General features: G+C 67.5%; 15 protein-coding genes. 8 read left to right on the plus strand and 7 right to left on the minus strand.

What is annotated here, in order from left to right; translation table 11 throughout:
• Window positions 1-30 precede the first annotated feature (30 nt).
• The 7 genes from ACZK2R_RS01740 (at window position 31) to hglS (ending at window position 6,375) form a co-directional block, all read left to right on the plus strand.
• Window positions 31-1,584, plus strand: coding sequence for a serine hydrolase domain-containing protein (locus tag ACZK2R_RS01740; RefSeq protein ID WP_180838754.1), 1,554 nt, complete (start codon window positions 31-33; stop codon window positions 1,582-1,584).
• Window positions 1,517-2,230 (plus strand): M15 family metallopeptidase, encoded by a 714-nt coding sequence (locus ACZK2R_RS01745; protein ID WP_180838755.1) that lies wholly within the window; start codon window positions 1,517-1,519, stop codon window positions 2,228-2,230. The genes ACZK2R_RS01740 and ACZK2R_RS01745 overlap by 68 nt, the downstream gene beginning before the upstream one ends.
• A 232-nt stretch (window positions 2,231-2,462) precedes the next feature.
• Complete coding sequence (locus ACZK2R_RS01750; RefSeq protein ID WP_032968343.1) at window positions 2,463-2,834, plus strand: hypothetical protein; 372 nt, start codon at window positions 2,463-2,465, stop codon at window positions 2,832-2,834.
• 232 nt (window positions 2,835-3,066) lie between these two features.
• Window positions 3,067-3,477, plus strand: a complete 411-nt coding sequence (locus ACZK2R_RS01755; protein ID WP_004139214.1) for an EF-hand domain-containing protein — start codon at window positions 3,067-3,069, stop codon at window positions 3,475-3,477.
• Between the two features lie 95 nt (window positions 3,478-3,572).
• Entirely contained in the window at window positions 3,573-4,325 is a 753-nt protein-coding gene (locus ACZK2R_RS01760) for an HAD family hydrolase (RefSeq protein WP_032130030.1), read from the plus strand.
• A 31-nt stretch (window positions 4,326-4,356) separates the two neighbouring features.
• Window positions 4,357-4,845 (plus strand): hypothetical protein, encoded by a 489-nt coding sequence (locus ACZK2R_RS01765; protein WP_049400073.1) that lies wholly within the window; start codon window positions 4,357-4,359, stop codon window positions 4,843-4,845.
• A gap of 165 nt (window positions 4,846-5,010) precedes the next feature.
• On the plus strand, window positions 5,011-6,375 hold the full coding sequence (hglS, locus tag ACZK2R_RS01770) for a 2-oxoadipate dioxygenase/decarboxylase HglS (protein WP_100433925.1): 1,365 nt from the start codon (window positions 5,011-5,013) through the stop codon (window positions 6,373-6,375).
• Between the two features lie 162 nt (window positions 6,376-6,537).
• On the opposite strand, the gene ACZK2R_RS01775 is transcribed toward hglS, so the two are convergent.
• Window positions 6,538-8,052: an acetyl-CoA hydrolase/transferase family protein gene (locus ACZK2R_RS01775; RefSeq protein ID WP_012509864.1), complete on the minus strand. Its 1,515-nt coding sequence runs from the start codon at window positions 8,050-8,052 to the stop codon at window positions 6,538-6,540.
• 401 nt (window positions 8,053-8,453) lie between these two features.
• Between ACZK2R_RS01775 and glnE the strand changes: the two genes are divergently transcribed.
• The gene (gene glnE / locus ACZK2R_RS01780; RefSeq protein WP_180838265.1) at window positions 8,454-11,249 is read left to right on the plus strand and encodes a bifunctional [glutamate--ammonia ligase]-adenylyl-L-tyrosine phosphorylase/[glutamate--ammonia-ligase] adenylyltransferase; all 2,796 of its coding nucleotides are present in this window, start codon (window positions 8,454-8,456) and stop codon (window positions 11,247-11,249) included.
• A gap of 162 nt (window positions 11,250-11,411) precedes the next feature.
• On the opposite strand, the gene ACZK2R_RS01785 is transcribed toward glnE, so the two are convergent.
• From ACZK2R_RS01785 to ACZK2R_RS01810, 6 genes are all read right to left on the minus strand, one after another.
• On the minus strand, window positions 11,412-11,972 hold the full coding sequence (locus ACZK2R_RS01785) for a queuosine precursor transporter (protein WP_087921316.1): 561 nt from the start codon (window positions 11,970-11,972) through the stop codon (window positions 11,412-11,414).
• 75 nt (window positions 11,973-12,047) lie between these two features.
• A complete protein-coding gene (locus ACZK2R_RS01790) occupies window positions 12,048-12,563 on the minus strand; it encodes a hypothetical protein (protein WP_004139500.1) in 516 nt (171 codons plus the stop codon).
• 32 nt (window positions 12,564-12,595) lie between these two features.
• Window positions 12,596-13,099 (minus strand): hypothetical protein, encoded by a 504-nt coding sequence (locus ACZK2R_RS01795; RefSeq protein WP_004139502.1) that lies wholly within the window; start codon window positions 13,097-13,099, stop codon window positions 12,596-12,598.
• 19 nt (window positions 13,100-13,118) lie between these two features.
• Window positions 13,119-13,970, minus strand: a complete 852-nt coding sequence (locus ACZK2R_RS01800; RefSeq protein WP_049400079.1) for a DUF2145 domain-containing protein — start codon at window positions 13,968-13,970, stop codon at window positions 13,119-13,121.
• Window positions 13,971-14,018: 48 nt separating this feature from the next.
• The gene (locus tag ACZK2R_RS01805; RefSeq protein ID WP_180838266.1) at window positions 14,019-14,246 is read right to left on the minus strand and encodes a hypothetical protein; all 228 of its coding nucleotides are present in this window, start codon (window positions 14,244-14,246) and stop codon (window positions 14,019-14,021) included.
• Window positions 14,247-14,490: 244 nt separating this feature from the next.
• Complete coding sequence (locus ACZK2R_RS01810; protein WP_180838267.1) at window positions 14,491-15,456, minus strand: mitochondrial fission ELM1 family protein; 966 nt, start codon at window positions 15,454-15,456, stop codon at window positions 14,491-14,493.
• Between the last annotated feature and the right edge of the window lie 76 nt (window positions 15,457-15,532).

The following is a 15,532-nucleotide window of genomic DNA, read 5'->3' on the forward strand; positions in this document are numbered from 1 at the left end:
GGGCTGGGTCATACCCCGTGAGGAACGCCCATGCATTCCCTGCTGATCCTCGCAGCGGCACTGGCCGCACCCTCCGCTTCGGCGGTCGATACCGCATCCATCGATGCGGATATCGCCGCCGTGGTCCGCGTCGAGCATCTGCCCGGGCTGGCCATGGCAGTAGTCGAGGACGGGCGCGTGGTCTATCGCCATGCGGAAGGGGCGCGCGGTGATGGGGCCCGCATTGACGAGGACACGCTGTTCAAGATCGCCTCCAACAGCAAGGCGATGACCGCCGCATTGCTGGCGCGGCTGGTGCAGCAGGGCAGGCTGCGCTGGGATGACCCGGTGCGGCGGCACCTGCCCGGTTTCCGCATGCATGACGCATGGGTGGGCCAGCAGATGCAGGTGCGCGACCTGCTGATCCACAACAGCGGCCTCGGCCTGGGTGCCGGCGACCTGATGCTGTGGCCGGAACCGAACACGTTCACCCGCGCCGACATCATTGCCGGACTGGCGCACTTGAAGCCGGTCAGCAGCTTCCGCAGCCACTATGCCTACGACAACCTGATGTACGTGGTGGCCGGCGAAGTGGCCGTTGCGGCCGGTGGCAAATCGTACGACCAGTTGATGCGCGAGCAGGTGTTCGAACCACTCGGCATGACGCGCTGCCAGGTGGGGGCCTGGTCGGTGAAGCGCGTAGGCAACGTCGCGCAGCCACATGCCTGGCGTGGTGATCGCAATGAGGTGGTGAACGCTGACGGTGCCATCAGCCCGGACCTGCCATCCATGGCTGCCGGAGGCATCCGCTGTTCGCTGCGCGACATGACGCGCTGGATGCAGGTACTGCTTGATCCTGCCGTGGTGCCGGATTGGTTGGACAGTGAACAGCGCCGCACGTTGTGGACATTACACATGCCGATGCCGCTGGGTGAGCGCCAGCGGCGCTGGGACAACGCGCATTTCTACGGCTATGGCTATGGCTGGCGCGTGTCTGACATGGATGGGCAGTGGAAGGTGGCACACACCGGCACGCTGTCAGGGATGTACTCGTCGCTGGCGCTGCTGCCCGACCGCAAGGTGGGTGTGGTGATGCTGATCAATGGCGAAGGCGAGGATGCGCGTACCGCGTTGATGCAGGCCGCGCTGAAGCGCTTCACCGCAGCGGACGATGCGCGGCCTGCGATGGAGTACCTGGCCGAATTGAAGGCAGACAAGGCAACGCGGGCGGCGACCGGTCATTCGCGGCCGTCCACTGTTGCGGCGCAGGAGACGAGCCGCACGGATCTGCCGCACTGGCAGGGCCGTTACCGCGATCCGTGGCTGGGCCTGGCTTCGCTGTGCCCGGGCAAGGACGGCCTGCGCTTCAGCGTCGACAAGTCGCCCCGACTGCAGGCCACGGTGCTGCAGTTGCAGGGGCGTTGGCTGCTGCGCTGGGATACGCTGGGCGAAGACGCACAGGCTTGGCTGCAGCCCGGTGACGGTGCGCCGCCCACACTGGACCTGCGTGCCATCGACCCGGACATCGACTTCAGCTATGACTTCCAGGACCTGCATTTCACTCGTACTGGCGACTGCCCTGGCAGCGAGCGCCAGCGCCGCTGAGCCGCCGCGTGTTTCGCCGGCCACTGATGCCGCCAGCGCCGGATTAGTGGAGATCCGCACGTTGTCGCCAGGCATCGAGATGGACATCCGCTACGCCGGCGCCAACAACTTCACCGGCGCGCGCGTGCCGGGCTACGAGGCGCCCTCGTGCTACCTGCTGGCGCCGGTGGCGAAGGCACTGGCACAGGTGGAACAGGACCTGCGCGCGGATGGCTTTGGCCTGCGCCTCTACGACTGCTACCGGCCGGTGCGTTCGGTGCGGGCCTTCATGGCCTGGGTGAACGATCCGCGCGAGCGCTCGCGGAAGGCTTTGCAGTACCCGAATCTGGACAAGCCACGGCTGCTGGCCGACGGCTACATCGCCGAGCGCTCCGGCCATAGCCGCGGTGCCACGGTGGATCTGGGGCTGCTGGATTGCGGCAGTGGTGCATGTAGGCCGATGGACATGGGGACGGATTTCGATTTCTTCGGCCCTCGTGCGCACACGCAGACAAGCGGATTGAGCGATGCACAACAGGCCAATCGCAAGCAGCTGGTGCAGGCGATGGCACGCCGTGGTTTCGTCAACTATCCGCAGGAGTGGTGGCACTACACCCTGCAGCCCGAACCGGACCCGGGCACCGCATACGACGTCCCCGTGCGGTAGGGACATCGGCAGAGGGGCGCCGCTGTTGGTAGGTGTCGACCTTGGTCGACACGGTAGATCCACGCCATGCGTGGACGCCTTTCGTTCAATCATCGGAGTACTCGATTTCGATGGAGATTTCGTCCACGCATGGCGTGGATCTACCAGAAACCGGATTGGCGCGATGGCGCGCAGCAGGGCGCCACCCTGCCGATACCCTTACACTGGCCGCCATCCCACCGTTGCCCACCCGATGAACCTTCCCCTGCACTTCGGCCTGCTCGGTACCCTCGAAGCGGGCGCCATCGCCCTGTTGGTCGGGCTGCTGGTGTACTTCCTGTGGTCGCAGCTGTGCCGGCTCCTGCACTGGACGGTCGGCCACGCGATCGGCTGGTCCTGCGTCATCGCCGTGATCATCTCCGCCGGCATCGATGCCTGGAAGCTGTTCTACATGGGCATCGTGCGTCTGGAGTCGCCGCTGTATGCGCGTCTTTTCCTCGCCACCATCCACGATCCGAACGAACTCGGCAGCCGCGTGGTGCTGGAAATCGCCGGCGCGCTCGCTGGTGTTGCCCTCGGCTGGGTGGTGTTCAGTTCGCGGTCATCGGCTCAGAACGTCGACTGACGCAGGTTTTTCGTTCGCTGCCGGTTAAATCAGGCAGCGCTGAATGCGCAGCTTATGAGCCACTCACTTCATGCTAACCACCGCGCTAAAGCATGCGCGTAGGCGAGTGGTTAATCGTGCGTGTTGACGCCGGTCGCGAGGCAAAATCGATTCAGAAACGCGGTGGCAGGGTAGGTGCCGTGCGGAGACAACACGCCGCGCAACACCACCCAATTGGTAGGAGACACCCCTGATGACTATTCGCAATCGCAAGCCCCTGATCGCCCTGATCGTCGCCGCCGGCAGCGTGCTGGCCATTCCGGCGATGGCCCAGTCGGCCAAGCAGCAGGCCGCGCAGGCACAGAACGAGGCCGCGCAGGCGCAGCAGTCGGCGGCACAGGCAGGGCAGGCGGCTGACCAGGCGACCAACGCGGCCGCAGCGGCTTCGGCACAGGCCAATGGCGGTGGCCAGACCTGGGCCAGCATCGATACCGATGGCAACGGCACCATCAGCAAGACCGAGGCGCAGGTGAACGCAGGCCTGGCCCAGGTGTTCGACCAGGCCGATACCAACAAGGACGGCGAGCTGAGCGCCGACGAGTACAAGGCCTACGTGGCCGCCCAGCAGGCCGGTGCAGGTGCCGGCGCGGCGCAGGGCCGCTGATCCACGCCTGATTCGGGAAGACCGGTGCATGGGGACCCGGGCGGCTGCGGCCGCCCGGGTTTTTATCGTCACCAGCACCCCTGTATCCTTGTGCGATGAACACCCCCACGCCTGCGCCGTCGCGCGCCATCGGCCTGGTCGGTTTTGACGGTGACGATACGCTGTGGAAGAGCGAGGACTACTACCGCAAGGCCGAGCAGGATTATCTTGACCTGCTGTCGCGCTACGTCGACGTGCATGACACGCAGACCGCGCGCCACCTGCTGGAAGTGCAGCAGCGCCACTTGGGCACCTTCGGTTACGGCGTGAAGAGCATGACGCTGTCGATGATCGAAGCGGCCATCGACATCACCGGCCAGCGCATCGAGGCCAAGGACATCCAGCGCATCCTGGACATCGGCCACGACACCCTGCGCCACCCGGTCGAACTGATCGACGGGGTGCGTGAAGCAGTGGCTGCGATCGCCGAGCACTACCCGGTGGTGCTGATCACCAAGGGCGACCTGTTCCACCAGGAAGCGAAGATCAAGGTCGCCAACCTGGCCGAGCTGTTCCCGCGCATCGAGATCGTCTCCGAGAAGGACCCGGAAACCTACGCCCGCGTGCTGGCCGAATTCGACCTGCCGATGCAGCGCTTCGTGATGGTCGGCAACTCGCTGCGCTCGGACATCGAGCCGGTGGTGACCCTGGGCGGCTGGGGCGTGCATACGCCGTACGCAGTGACCTGGGCCCACGAGACCCAGCACGGCGTGGCCGACGACGAACCGCGCATGGTCACTGCCGATACCGCCCATGATTGGCCGGCCGCACTGGCCGCGATCGAGGCCAAGGCCTCGGCGGCGGCCTGACAGGACCCGGCGGCTGCGGCAGAATCGGGGCATGAACGTCCGACTGCGCGCACTGTTGTTGTCCTTGCTGCTGGTGCCGGCCACCGTGCTGGCCCAGCAGACCGCCGAGCGTTCGGCGGCCTACACGGTGGAAACCGGTGACCGCTGGGTCGATGCCCAGCTGCAGGACATCAACCACTACGCCGAACGCTACCCCGACGCCTTCCTCGACGAAGTGTCGCGCTATGCCGAGGTGCCGCGCGGTTACATCAGCGCGCTGTTCACCACCCATGGCTGGCAGGCCGGGGATATCTACTTCGCCTGCTTCTGGGCCAAGGCCAGCGGCCAGACCTGCCGCGACAGCGTGCGCGCCTTCAGCCAGGACCCGGAGGGCGGCTGGGAGGCGGTGGTGAAGCGCATGCCGGCCAAGCCGGACAACCTGCATTACCGCGCCGTGCGCCATGCCATCGTGGCCAGCTACCAGCACTGGGACCGGCCGATCACCCTGGATGCCACCCTGAGGCGCCAGCTCAAGCGGTAGTGCCGGCCGCTGGCCGGCAACTGCACCCTTCCAGGCATCCCGAGGTTGCCGGCCAGCGGCCGGCACTACCGATTTCCTTCATGTTGCTCTGCATATCGCCGCGGCCCCGCGCTCCGGCGACAATACGGGTTCGAGCTGTTCCCCGTTCCCGTAATCGAGTGACTGATGAGCGCCTCTTTCGTTTCGCCTGATGTGATCCGCCGCCTGTTCGCGCAGGCCATGTCCCGCATGTACCGCACCGAAGTGCCGCTGTACGGCACGCTGGTGGAACTGGTGGAGCGGATCAACGCGCAGGTGCTTGACCAGGACCCTGCGCTGGCCGCGCAGCTGCAGCGCAACGACGAGCGCGCGCGCCTGGATGAAGAGCGCCACGGCGCGATCCGGGTCGGCACCGTGCAGGAACTGGCCACGCTGCGCCGCCTGTTCGCGGTGATGGGCATGTACCCGGTGGGCTACTACGACCTGTCCGTGGCTGGCGTGCCGGTGCACTCCACCGCGTTCCGCCCGCTCACCGGCGCCGCGCTGGCGCAGAACCCGTTCCGCGTGTTCACCTCGCTGCTGCGCCTGGAGCTGATCGAAGACGAAGCGCTGCGCGCCGAATCGGCGAAGATCCTTGCACGTCGCCGCATCTTCACCGAGGGCGCGCTGGCGCTGATCGAGCAGGCCGAGCGTGACGGCGGGCTGTCGCAGGCCGATGCCGAGCGCTTCGTCGATGAAGCACTGGAAACCTTCCGCTGGCACGGCGATGCCACCGTCGATCTGCCGACCTACCACGCGCTGCACAACGCGCATCGGCTGGTGGCCGACGTGGTCAGTTTCCGTGGCCCGCACATCAACCACCTGACCCCGCGCACGCTGGATATCGACGCGGCGCAGGCGGCGATGATCGAGCATGGCATGGCGGCCAAGGCGGTGATCGAAGGCCCGCCGCGCCGTGCCTGCCCGATCCTGCTGCGGCAGACCAGCTTCAAGGCACTGGAAGAAGCCGTGCAGTTCCCGGACAGTGAGGGTGGTGATGCCGGCACCCACACCGCGCGCTTCGGCGAGATCGAACAGCGTGGCCTTGCGCTGACCCCGAAGGGCCGCGCGCTCTACGACCAGCTGCTGTCGCAGGCCCGTGATGCCGGTGGCGAAGGCAGTACCGGCGGCGACTACGGCCAGCGCCTGCAGGCGGTGTTCGCCAGCTTCCCGGATGACCACGACACGCTGCGCCAGGAAGGCCTGGGCTATTACCGCTACCAGCTGACCGATGCCGGCCGCGCCGCGCCGGAGCGCGTGGCCGATCTGCCGGCTGAAGTGCTGGTGGCCGCAGGCCTGGCCACGGCCGACCCGATCGTCTACGAGGATTTCCTGCCGGTCAGTGCCGCAGGCATCTTCCAGTCGAACCTGGGCGGTGAAGAACAGCGCGCCTATGCCGCACATGCCAACCGCGAAGCCTTCGAGCAGGCGCTGGGCGTGGCGGTGAATGACGAGTTCGAGATCTACGAGCGGCTGCAGGCCGAATCGCTGGCGGCGCTGCGCACCGCGTGAAGGTAGAGCCGGCCGCTGGCCGGCTGTTCTGGGGAGCCGGCCAGCGGCCGGCTCTACCCGATGTCCGTGCCTGGGGTCATGGCGCTGCCCTCTGTAGAGCCGAGCCATGCTCGGCTGCCCAGGAAAGCAGTCGAGCATGGCTCGACTCTACAAAAGCGGGTCTCAGCCCTTCATCGTGCCGGTATCCAGCCAGCGCTGGTGCCACGACAACGCTTCCGGCAGCAGGTGCGGGGTGTGCTTGCCGTAGCTCTCGCGGCTGGCACGGTCGAAGTAGTCCTGCAGCTGCGGGCGGAAATCCGGGTGCGCGCAGTTGTCGATCAGCACCTGCGCACGCTTGCGCGGGGTCAGGCCACGCAGGTCGGCCAGGCCCTGTTCGGTGACGATCACCGACACGTCGTGTTCGGTGTGGTCCACGTGGCTGGCCATCGGCACGATCGCCGAGATGGTGCCGTTCTTCGCGGTGGACGGGCTCAGGAACGCCGACAGGAAACCGTTGCGGGCAAAGTCACCGGAACCGCCGATGCCGTTCATGATCCGCGTGCCCATCACGTGCGTCGAATTGACGTTGCCGTAGATGTCCACCTCGATCATGCCGTTCATGCCGATGCAGCCGAGGCGGCGCACCAGTTCCGGATGGTTGGAGATCTCCTGCGTGCGCATGATGATGCGCTCGCGGTAGAAATCGATGTTCTCCTTGAACGTCTCGTTGGCCTGCGGGCTCAGCGCGAAGCCGGTACACGAGGCATAGCTCAGCACGCCGTCACGCAGCAGGTCGAGCATGCCGTCCTGGATCACTTCGGTGAACGCGGCCAGGTCGCGGAAGCCGCTCTTGGCCAGGCCGGCCAGCACCGCGTTCGGAATATTGCCCACGCCCGACTGCAGCGGCAGCAGGTTCGGCGGCAGACGGCCCTTCTTCACTTCATGCTTGAGGAACTCGATCAGGTGCGAAGCGATCTGCTCGCTGGTCGCATCGATCGGGCTGAACGGGCTGTTGCGGTCCGGGCCGTTGGTGCGCACCACGGCCACGATCTTGTCCGGGTCGCAGCGCAGCGCGGTGTCGCCGATGCGGTCGTTGGCGTTCACCAGCGGAATCGGCTTGCGGTGCGGCGGCAGCGCGGTGCCGTAGTAGATGTCATGCATGCCGTCGACGCCGGCCGGCTGCCATTCGTTGACCTCGACGATCACCTTCTTGGCCAGGTCCAGCCAGGTCTTGTTGTTGCCGACCGAGGTGGAGGGCACCAGCGAACCGTCTTCGCGGATGGCCGAGACTTCGATCACGGCGGTATCGATCTCGCCATAGAAACCGAACCACACGTGCTGGGCCACGTGGCTGAGGTGGATGTCGATGTAGTCCAGCTTGCCCTCGTTGATGCGGTTGCGCGCATCCGGGTCGCTCTGGAACGGCATGCGCATGGCGATGCCATCGGCCTTGGCCAGCGCGCCATCGAGTTCCGGCGCGGTGGAGGCGCCAGTCATCAGGCTGATCTGGAAGGGCTGGCCCTGGGCATGCACCGCTTCGATGCGGCGGGCCAGTTCGACGGGAACGGCCTTGGGATACCCGGAGCCGGTAAAGCCGCTCATGGCCACGGTTTCACCGGGCTGGATCAGCGCGGCTGCGGCCTCTGCGGAGACCACGCGGTCACGAAGACGCGCGTTGGCGATGCGATCAACAGACATGACGACACGTGTTGCTGGGGGGAATTCCGATTATCGGCCATCCTCATCCGTACGGGGGGTTCTACCTTCGTGGAATGGCTTTTCCCGCAGGGGTCACCCAAACCCGCCGGTTTTGTTTTGCAGTGCAGCGTGCAAAGTGCTTTCGCAGCCCGCACGATGGACCTGCATCCCGACGTGGGGGAGGGAGCAGAGCCCGCTGGCAGTTCGCTGCAAGCGGGCTTTTTTATTGCCTGTCGTCCAGTATGAATACGCGGTCTCCATTATCGGTAGTGCCGGCCGCTGGCCGGCAACCCCAGTAACCTTCGGCAGGATCGTCGGATCTGCCGGCCAGCGGCCGGCACTACCGGGTCATCGGATTCGCTGGGCAGCGGCCGGCGTTAACGGGTCGATACAATCAGCCCATGACCCTCGCCCCCGCTGACGTGCCCGCCTCCCTGCAGCCTCTTGTCGACCGCGCCTTGGCGCGCCTGGCCCAGGTCCTGCCCGAGCCCATCCCGGCCAACCTGCTGCCGTTGCTGACCCGGCTGGCGGTGAGCAGCGACTTCGCGCTGGACACCCTGGTGCGGCAACCGGCCTTGCTGGCACAGCTGGCCGCGCCCGGCTGCCCGCCGATCCCGGCGCCGGTGCTCGATCCTCTGCAGCCCAGCGACTGGCCGGCGCAGATCCGGCGCTGGCGCACCGCGATGTCCACACGGCTGATCTGGCGCGACCTGGCCGGCCTCGACGACGTGCCGCAGACCCTCGCAGGTGCCACCACGCTGGCAGAGGACTGCCTGCGGCTGGCACTGGACGCCCTGCAGCAGGAATTCGCCCAGCGCCACGGTGTGATCGCCGATGAACACGGCATCCCGCAGCAGCTGGTGGTGTTCGGCCTCGGCAAGCTCGGCGGTGGCGAGCTCAACTTCAGTTCCGATGTGGATCTGGTCTACGCCTATCCGCAGGGCGGCGAATCGGACGGCCCGCGCCCGCTGGCCGCCGAGGAATACTTCGCCCGTCTCGGCCAGCGCCTGGCCAAGCTGCTGGACGAAACCACCGTCGATGGCTTCAGCCACCGCGTCGACCTGCGCCTGCGCCCGTTCGGCAGCGCCGGTCGGGTCGCGCTGTCGTTCGCGGCGATGGACCAGTATTTCCAGCGCGAGGGCCGCGACTGGGAACGCTATGCGTGGCTGAAGGCGCGCGCGGTGGCCGGCGATATCGAGGCCGGTGAGGCGTGGCTGCAGACCCTGCGCCCGTTCGTGTACCGCCGCTACCTGGATTTCACCGCGCTAGACGGCCTGCGCGAAATGAAGGCGGCCATCACCGCTGAAGTCGCACGCCGCGAACTGCACGACGACATCAAGCGCGGTGCCGGTGGCATCCGCGAGATCGAATTCCTGTGCCAGGCGCTGCAGCTGATCCGCGGTGGTCGCGAACCGGCATTGCGCGAGCGTCGGCTGCTGGTGGCGCTGGACGCACTGGTGGCCGCCGGGCAGATCGCGCCCGAGGACGGCAGTGCGCTGCGCGAGGCCTACCTGTTCCTGCGCCGGCTGGAAAACCGCCTGCAGATGCTGCGTGACGCGCAGACCCATGTGTTGCCCAGTGATGCGCTCGACCGCGAACGCATCGCCGTGGGTCTGGGCTATCCGGATTGGGAGGTGCTGCGCGCGGCGCTGGCCGAACAGCAGCAGCGCGTCAGTACTGAATTCGCCGCGCTGCTGGCACCGCGCAAGGGCCAGGCCGCGCCCGATGCGCTGGCCAACTACTGGCGCAGCCTGCCCGAAGGCAGCAACGCACCGCTGCTGGCCGAAGCCGGTTTCCTCGATGCCAACGGCGCTGACCAGTCGCTGCGCGACTTCGCCCAGGGCACCGGCGTGAAGTCGTTGTCCGATGCCGCGCGTGCGCGGCTGGATCGCGTGCTGCCCGCGCTGCTGCATGCGGCCACGCGTTCGCCGCAGCCGGATGCCGCGCTCAAGCGCGTGCTCGGCCTGCTGCAGGCGGTGCTGCGCCGGACGAGCTATCTCGCCTTGCTGGACGAACAGCCCAGCGCACTGGCGCGGTTGGTGGACGTGCTGGCGCGCAGCGCGCTGCTGGCCGAACGGTTGGCGGCGTATCCGCTGCTGCTGGACGAACTGCTGGACGTGCGCGTGTCCGGGCCGATGCCCGATGCCGCCGGCATGCTGGCGGAGTGCCAACAGGTACTGGCAGTGGAGGATCCCGAATCCGCACTGCGCTGGCTCAATGAAACGCGGCTGGCACTCAGCTTCCGCATGGCGATGGCCACGCTGGATGGCCGCCAGGGTGCGGTGGACAGCACGCGGCAACTGGCCGAGCTGGCGCAGGCCGTGGTGGTCACCGTGTTGGCGATGGCCGAAGCGGACATGCATGCCGCACACGGCGAGATTCCCGGCGGGCGTTTCGCGATCATCGGCTATGGCAGCCTCGGTGGGCTTGAACTGGGCTTCGGTTCCGACCTGGACCTGGTGTTCCTGCACGACAACCCGGCCGGCGTGGATGCCAGCAATGGCGCGCGTCCGCTGGAGCCGGGGCGCTGGTATGCGCGCCTCGCGCAGAAGGTGATGGCGCTGCTTGGTGCGGTGACCGCCGCCGGGCGCCTGTACGACATCGACGTGCGCCTGCGCCCGGATGGCGGCAAGGGTTCACTGGTGTCTTCGCTGGCCAGCTACACCGAATACCAGCGCGAACGCGCGTGGACCTGGGAACACCAGGCGCTGGTGCGCGCGCGTGGCGTGGCCGGCGATGCCAGCCTGCTGGCCGACTTCGAGCAGGTGCGTGCGCAGACGCTTGGGCGTGAGCGCGACACGGGTGTGCTGTACGCGGACGTGCTGAAGATGCGCGGCCGCATGCGCACCGAACTGGACCGCAGCGATGCCGCGCGGCTGGACCTGAAGCAGGGTGCCGGTGGCGTGGTGGACCTGGAGTTCCTGCTGCAGACCGGTGTGTTGGCGCGTAGCGCGCGGCATGCAGCGCTGCTGCAGCCGCGCGATACACCTTCGTTGATCGATGCGTTGGCGGTTGCTGGTTTTCTGCCGGAAGACACGGCGCAGGCATTGCATGGAGCACATGCCACGTTGCTGGATGTTGGCCTCGCCTGCACGCTGGATCGACGTCCGCGACTGGCACCGACCACGCCCGCGATTGAGGAGGCATGTGCAGCGATTACGGCAGCGTGCATCGCCGCGGAGCTGCCATTCGCCTGAGTGGGTGCAAATGCTGCAACAACTTTGGGTGGGTACCGACCGTTGGTCGGCACAATCTGTCGGCAGCGATGAGTTCTGCAGGGCGTGCCGACCAACGGTCGGCACCCACCGGATCAATGGCCGGCGATGACCCGCTGTTGGCAGCTACCAGATCAATGGCGGTCAGCTGGTGGCGCGCAGCGGCGCCATCTTCCACAACAGCGCGCGGAACGGGGCCAGCAGGCAGACGCCAATCGCCAGCTTCACCGCCAGGTCGCCGGCAGCCCAGCTCACCCACGGCAGGGTCGAACCGGCAAACGCGATCGACCAGAAAATGGTGGTATCCACCGTGGCGCTGCAGGTGGTGGCCACCATCGGTGCGCGCCACCAGCTGCCACGGCGCAGGCGGTCGAACACGGTGATGTCCAGCAGCTGGGCCACGATGAAGGCCGAGCACGAGGCAATGGCGATGCGCGGGGTGGCCACCCAGATCGAAAGCAGCACCGCCACCGCGAAACCGATCCACGCCACGCGGCGGGCGGGGCCCGGGCCGAAGCGGCGGTTGATCAGGTTGCTGACCAGGAACGCGACCGGGTAACTGAAAGCACCCCACGTCAGCCAATCGTTGATCGGGTACTGCACCAGTACGTTGGACAGCAGCACCACCGCGCCCATGGCCAGCACCGCCAGCACCAGGGCGCGGGCGGTCAACGGGGCAAACACAGGGGCAGGACGCACGGACATGGCGAGCCAGGGGGACAAAGGTAATCCCCCATTATCCGCCCGGCTCGCGGCAATGCCAAAACCGGCCGTTCAGCTTTACAGCGTTTCGCTCATCACATCGCCGGCGGCATAGGCGGTCGGCACATAGGCCAGCGCCTGGCCCTGCGCGCTCTTCACGGTCCAGCCGGCACCCGCGTCGGTCGGGTCGAAGCGCACCTGCTGGCCGACGACGAAACCGGCAATCGGATCATCGCCTGCAGCCGCCGGCCATTGCAGCGTTGCGGTCTGGTCGGCCTTGCCGGGCACCTGCAGGTGCACCTGGCGATCACCGGCTGGCGTGGTGGCGACCTGCTTCACTTCCATCGGTGGCAGCGGCACCGCCGGCGTGCGTGCGGCGACCTTGCCGTTGCGCTCGCTGGCCTTGAACGGGGCCTTGGACAGTTCGGCCAGTCCCATCGACGTGGCCAACGGAATCGACAGCACGATCAGCGACGTGACCAGCACGCTGGTCTGGCCGCTGTTCAACTGCGGCGCGGCGCCGGCATGGACGGTGGGCACCACCAGCGCCGAAAGCAGCAGGGCAGTGGCGGGAACGCGCAGGCAACGGAACATGGAGACCTCCTGGTCAGGGTGGGGACGGCGGCTCAGCGCCGGGTATCGAAGATGTCGCGCGGGCCGGTGGCCTCGGGTAGATATTCCAGTGGACGGCCCTGGTTGTCCTTCAGCTGCCAGCCCTGGTCGGCGCCGGTCGGTTCGAAGTTCACGGTCTGGCCCACGGTGAACTGCACGGCGGGATCGCCGATGCCGCGCGGGTACTGCATCGATGCGGTGTTCTGCGGGTCGTTGGCATCGCGCAGCAGCACTTCGCGGCGGCCATCCACGGTGGTGGCGATCGCACTCACCTGCATCTGCGGCAGCTTGATCTGCTGCGGGCGGGCCAGCGGCTGGCCAGCGTCGGCGGCATCCTGGGCTTCCTTCGCCGCCGCCGCGCGGGCCGACGTCACCATCTGTGTGGACATCTCCAGGCTCGGTCCCTGCGGGCCCGGGTCGTGGATGATCACGATGCGGCGCTCTGCATGAGCGGCCGTGGACCAGGCCAGGCTTGCGACGATCAGCATCGGCATCAGGACGGCGGGCAGGGTACGCATGTCGTTCTCCTTGCTGGATTCAGGGCGTGGCGGCGGCAGCACCAGCTACCGGCACGTGAGGGATCACCAGTTCCTGCTGCAGCTGGCTGCGCTGGTGCAGGAAATCGAACACCGATTCCACCGTCACCACCGAATAGTTGCCGGAGATGCGTTCGCCGGCCGGATGGTCAGTGGTGGTGGCGTTGGCCACGAACAGGCGCGCACCCACGCGCTTGCCCAAGCCGATATGCAGCACGCTGGGCTGGTACTTCTGCTGGCGCAGCCACTGCTGCGCCTGTTCGCGCTTGACGATGGCCGGCGCGCCTTCGGTCTGCGCCATCGCCGCGGCCAGCACTTCCAGCACCCACTGGTTGGAGTTCTGGTAGTCGGTGGCAAACGGGTAGGCAACCACGTTGTATTTGGTTTCGTGCAGTGCCTTCGGCTGGATCGACGGCGACACCAGCATCGCCTTCAATGCAGCACGCAGCGGCGCCGACGGCACGCCGATGCGCAGGTCGGTATGGCCGCCGCTCTCACCGACGAAGTTGCCCAGCCCTTCGTGGTACAGCTGCGAGCTGTCGGTCTTGCAGCGGTTGAGCAGGTGCATCGCGCGCCAGCGGCCATTGTCCTCACGCACCAGGAAGGCCAGGTGGCTGTGGCGCAGGCCGTAGCGGCTCAGGTCCTGGCCACCGCGCGCGGCCACCACCACGTCCACATCGGGCAGCGCGTCCAGGCGCTCAGCGGTGGTCCAGGCCACGTCCAGCATCGCTGCCTGCGCGGCCACGCTCGGGTAGCGCTCGCGGCATTCGGTGCTGTTGGCCCAGGCCGGTGCGGTCGCCAGCAGGCTGGCGATCAGCAGCGCGGCGCGCGGCAGGCGGGAGAAACGATCCATGTCGATACCTTCAACGGCGGGCAGGCCCGCGCGCCGATCATACGCTGCTCAGCGCAGCGGGCGGTCCAGGCCCTTGCGCTGGAGTTCCTTGTCACAGGCGTCGCTGATCGGGGCCACCGGCAGCGGCGGGCGCTGGCCCTTCGGATCGCGCAGCGCCGGTTGTTCGCGGTACGCGTCCAGCTGCTGCTGGCATTGATACGAGATCGGATCCAGCTCGGTGGGCGTGGTGGAGCAGGCAACGAGCAGGGCCAAGGGTAACAGGAGCAAGGTACGCATGAAGACGTTCAGAGTGATGGGGGACGCTGGACTCTAACCGCGTAGCCGGATCGAAATGTTCAGAAATCGCTGCGCGGTCGGGTAGTGCCGGCCGCTGGCCGGCAACGACAGGGTGTTCGGTAATGGGTACAGCGTTGCCGGCCAGCGGCCGGCACTACCGTGATGCCAGGCGCCGAGGATTGCCGGCCAGCGGCCGGCACTACCGTGATGCCAGGCGCCGAGGGTTGCCGGCCAGCGGCCGGCACTACCCCAATGCCAGGCGCTGCTTCACCTCTGCCGCCACCCGCGCGGTCTCGCGCAGCGGCTCGATACGGTCGTACTGCCAGTCCAGCCAGTGCGCCTGCAACCGCCCACGCTCGCGCAGCTGCTGCTGGAAACGCGCCAGCCGGCCCTGCACGGTATCGGCCAGCGCCACCATCACCGGCATGCGCGTGGCGCAGGCTTCAGACAGCAGGTTCACCGAATCGGGCGAGACCACCACGCGGTTGGCCCAGCCGAGCAGGCCGCCATAAGGATTCGTACCGTCGCCGCCGTCGCCCCAGATCACGTGCGGCAGGTCGGCGAACGTCGCGCGCAGGATCTCGGCCAAGGCCGGTGGCGTGCGCCGCGAGGTGGTGGCCAGTAGGCTGCCGCCCTCGCTGCGGATCTGCTCGGCCAACGCCTGGAACACGCCCACCATCGCGGTCTCGTCCCAGGGCGCCAGCGGCGTCGGCCCGCCCACCAGCAGCGCGGTGCGCGGGCCGGGCAGGGTACTGAAGCCGGCGAACGCGGCGCGGCCCCAGGCCAGCCAGTCATCGTCCACCGGGTTGAGGCTGCCGAGCAGGGTCAGTACGTTGCTGCCACGCAGGGCATCGTGTTCGGGCACCACCACCATGTCCCAGTGGCGGGCATTGATGCGCGGGTCGAGGATCTGCACCACCTGGCTGCCACGTGCGCGCAGCACGCGCAGTGCGCCGGCGGCCTGGCGGCCACAGCCGATCGCCAGCGGCGGTGCATCCGCGGCCAGCGTCGCGAATGCCTCGCCGTAGCCGTTCACATCACCAGGCAGCCGCCGCGGCGACAGCCAGCGCCAGGGTGCGCGGGGCTGCAGGACCAGCGGGCGATGGGTGCCCTGGCGCAGCGCAGAGGCCAGCGCGACCGCCTGGCGGACATTGCCGGCACGGCCGTCCGTGACCGTCCAGGGCGCACTCGATCGTTTCACCTGTGGCATTAATTCGTTTCAGCCCTGCTGGGTGTTGCAACAGTCGCGACACTCTACACTGCGGCTCGTCGTTTCGCCCCGCGCC

Source organism: Stenotrophomonas sp. 96582_Sma, from assembly GCF_056480905.1.

Excerpts from the sequence above, each read along its gene's own strand:
- ACZK2R_RS01785 (WP_087921316.1), bottom strand. The coding sequence starts at position 11,972 with ATGTCCGTGCGTCCTGCCCCTGTGTTTGCCCCGTTGACCGCCCGCGCC.
- ACZK2R_RS01750 (WP_032968343.1), top strand. The coding sequence starts at position 2,463 with ATGAACCTTCCCCTGCACTTCGGCCTGCTCGGTACCCTCGAAGCGGGC.
- ACZK2R_RS01765 (WP_049400073.1), top strand. The coding sequence starts at position 4,357 with ATGAACGTCCGACTGCGCGCACTGTTGTTGTCCTTGCTGCTGGTGCCG.
- ACZK2R_RS01760 (WP_032130030.1), top strand. The coding sequence starts at position 3,573 with ATGAACACCCCCACGCCTGCGCCGTCGCGCGCCATCGGCCTGGTCGGT.
- ACZK2R_RS01810 (WP_180838267.1), bottom strand. The coding sequence starts at position 15,456 with ATGCCACAGGTGAAACGATCGAGTGCGCCCTGGACGGTCACGGACGGC.
- ACZK2R_RS01800 (WP_049400079.1), bottom strand. The coding sequence starts at position 13,970 with ATGGATCGTTTCTCCCGCCTGCCGCGCGCCGCGCTGCTGATCGCCAGC.
- ACZK2R_RS01805 (WP_180838266.1), bottom strand. The coding sequence starts at position 14,246 with ATGCGTACCTTGCTCCTGTTACCCTTGGCCCTGCTCGTTGCCTGCTCC.
- hglS (WP_100433925.1), top strand. The coding sequence starts at position 5,011 with ATGAGCGCCTCTTTCGTTTCGCCTGATGTGATCCGCCGCCTGTTCGCG.
- ACZK2R_RS01775 (WP_012509864.1), bottom strand. The coding sequence starts at position 8,052 with ATGTCTGTTGATCGCATCGCCAACGCGCGTCTTCGTGACCGCGTGGTC.
- ACZK2R_RS01740 (WP_180838754.1), top strand. The coding sequence starts at position 31 with ATGCATTCCCTGCTGATCCTCGCAGCGGCACTGGCCGCACCCTCCGCT.
- ACZK2R_RS01745 (WP_180838755.1), top strand. The coding sequence starts at position 1,517 with ATGACTTCCAGGACCTGCATTTCACTCGTACTGGCGACTGCCCTGGCA.
- ACZK2R_RS01795 (WP_004139502.1), bottom strand. The coding sequence starts at position 13,099 with ATGCGTACCCTGCCCGCCGTCCTGATGCCGATGCTGATCGTCGCAAGC.
- glnE (WP_180838265.1), top strand. The coding sequence starts at position 8,454 with ATGACCCTCGCCCCCGCTGACGTGCCCGCCTCCCTGCAGCCTCTTGTC.
- ACZK2R_RS01790 (WP_004139500.1), bottom strand. The coding sequence starts at position 12,563 with ATGTTCCGTTGCCTGCGCGTTCCCGCCACTGCCCTGCTGCTTTCGGCG.
- ACZK2R_RS01755 (WP_004139214.1), top strand. The coding sequence starts at position 3,067 with ATGACTATTCGCAATCGCAAGCCCCTGATCGCCCTGATCGTCGCCGCC.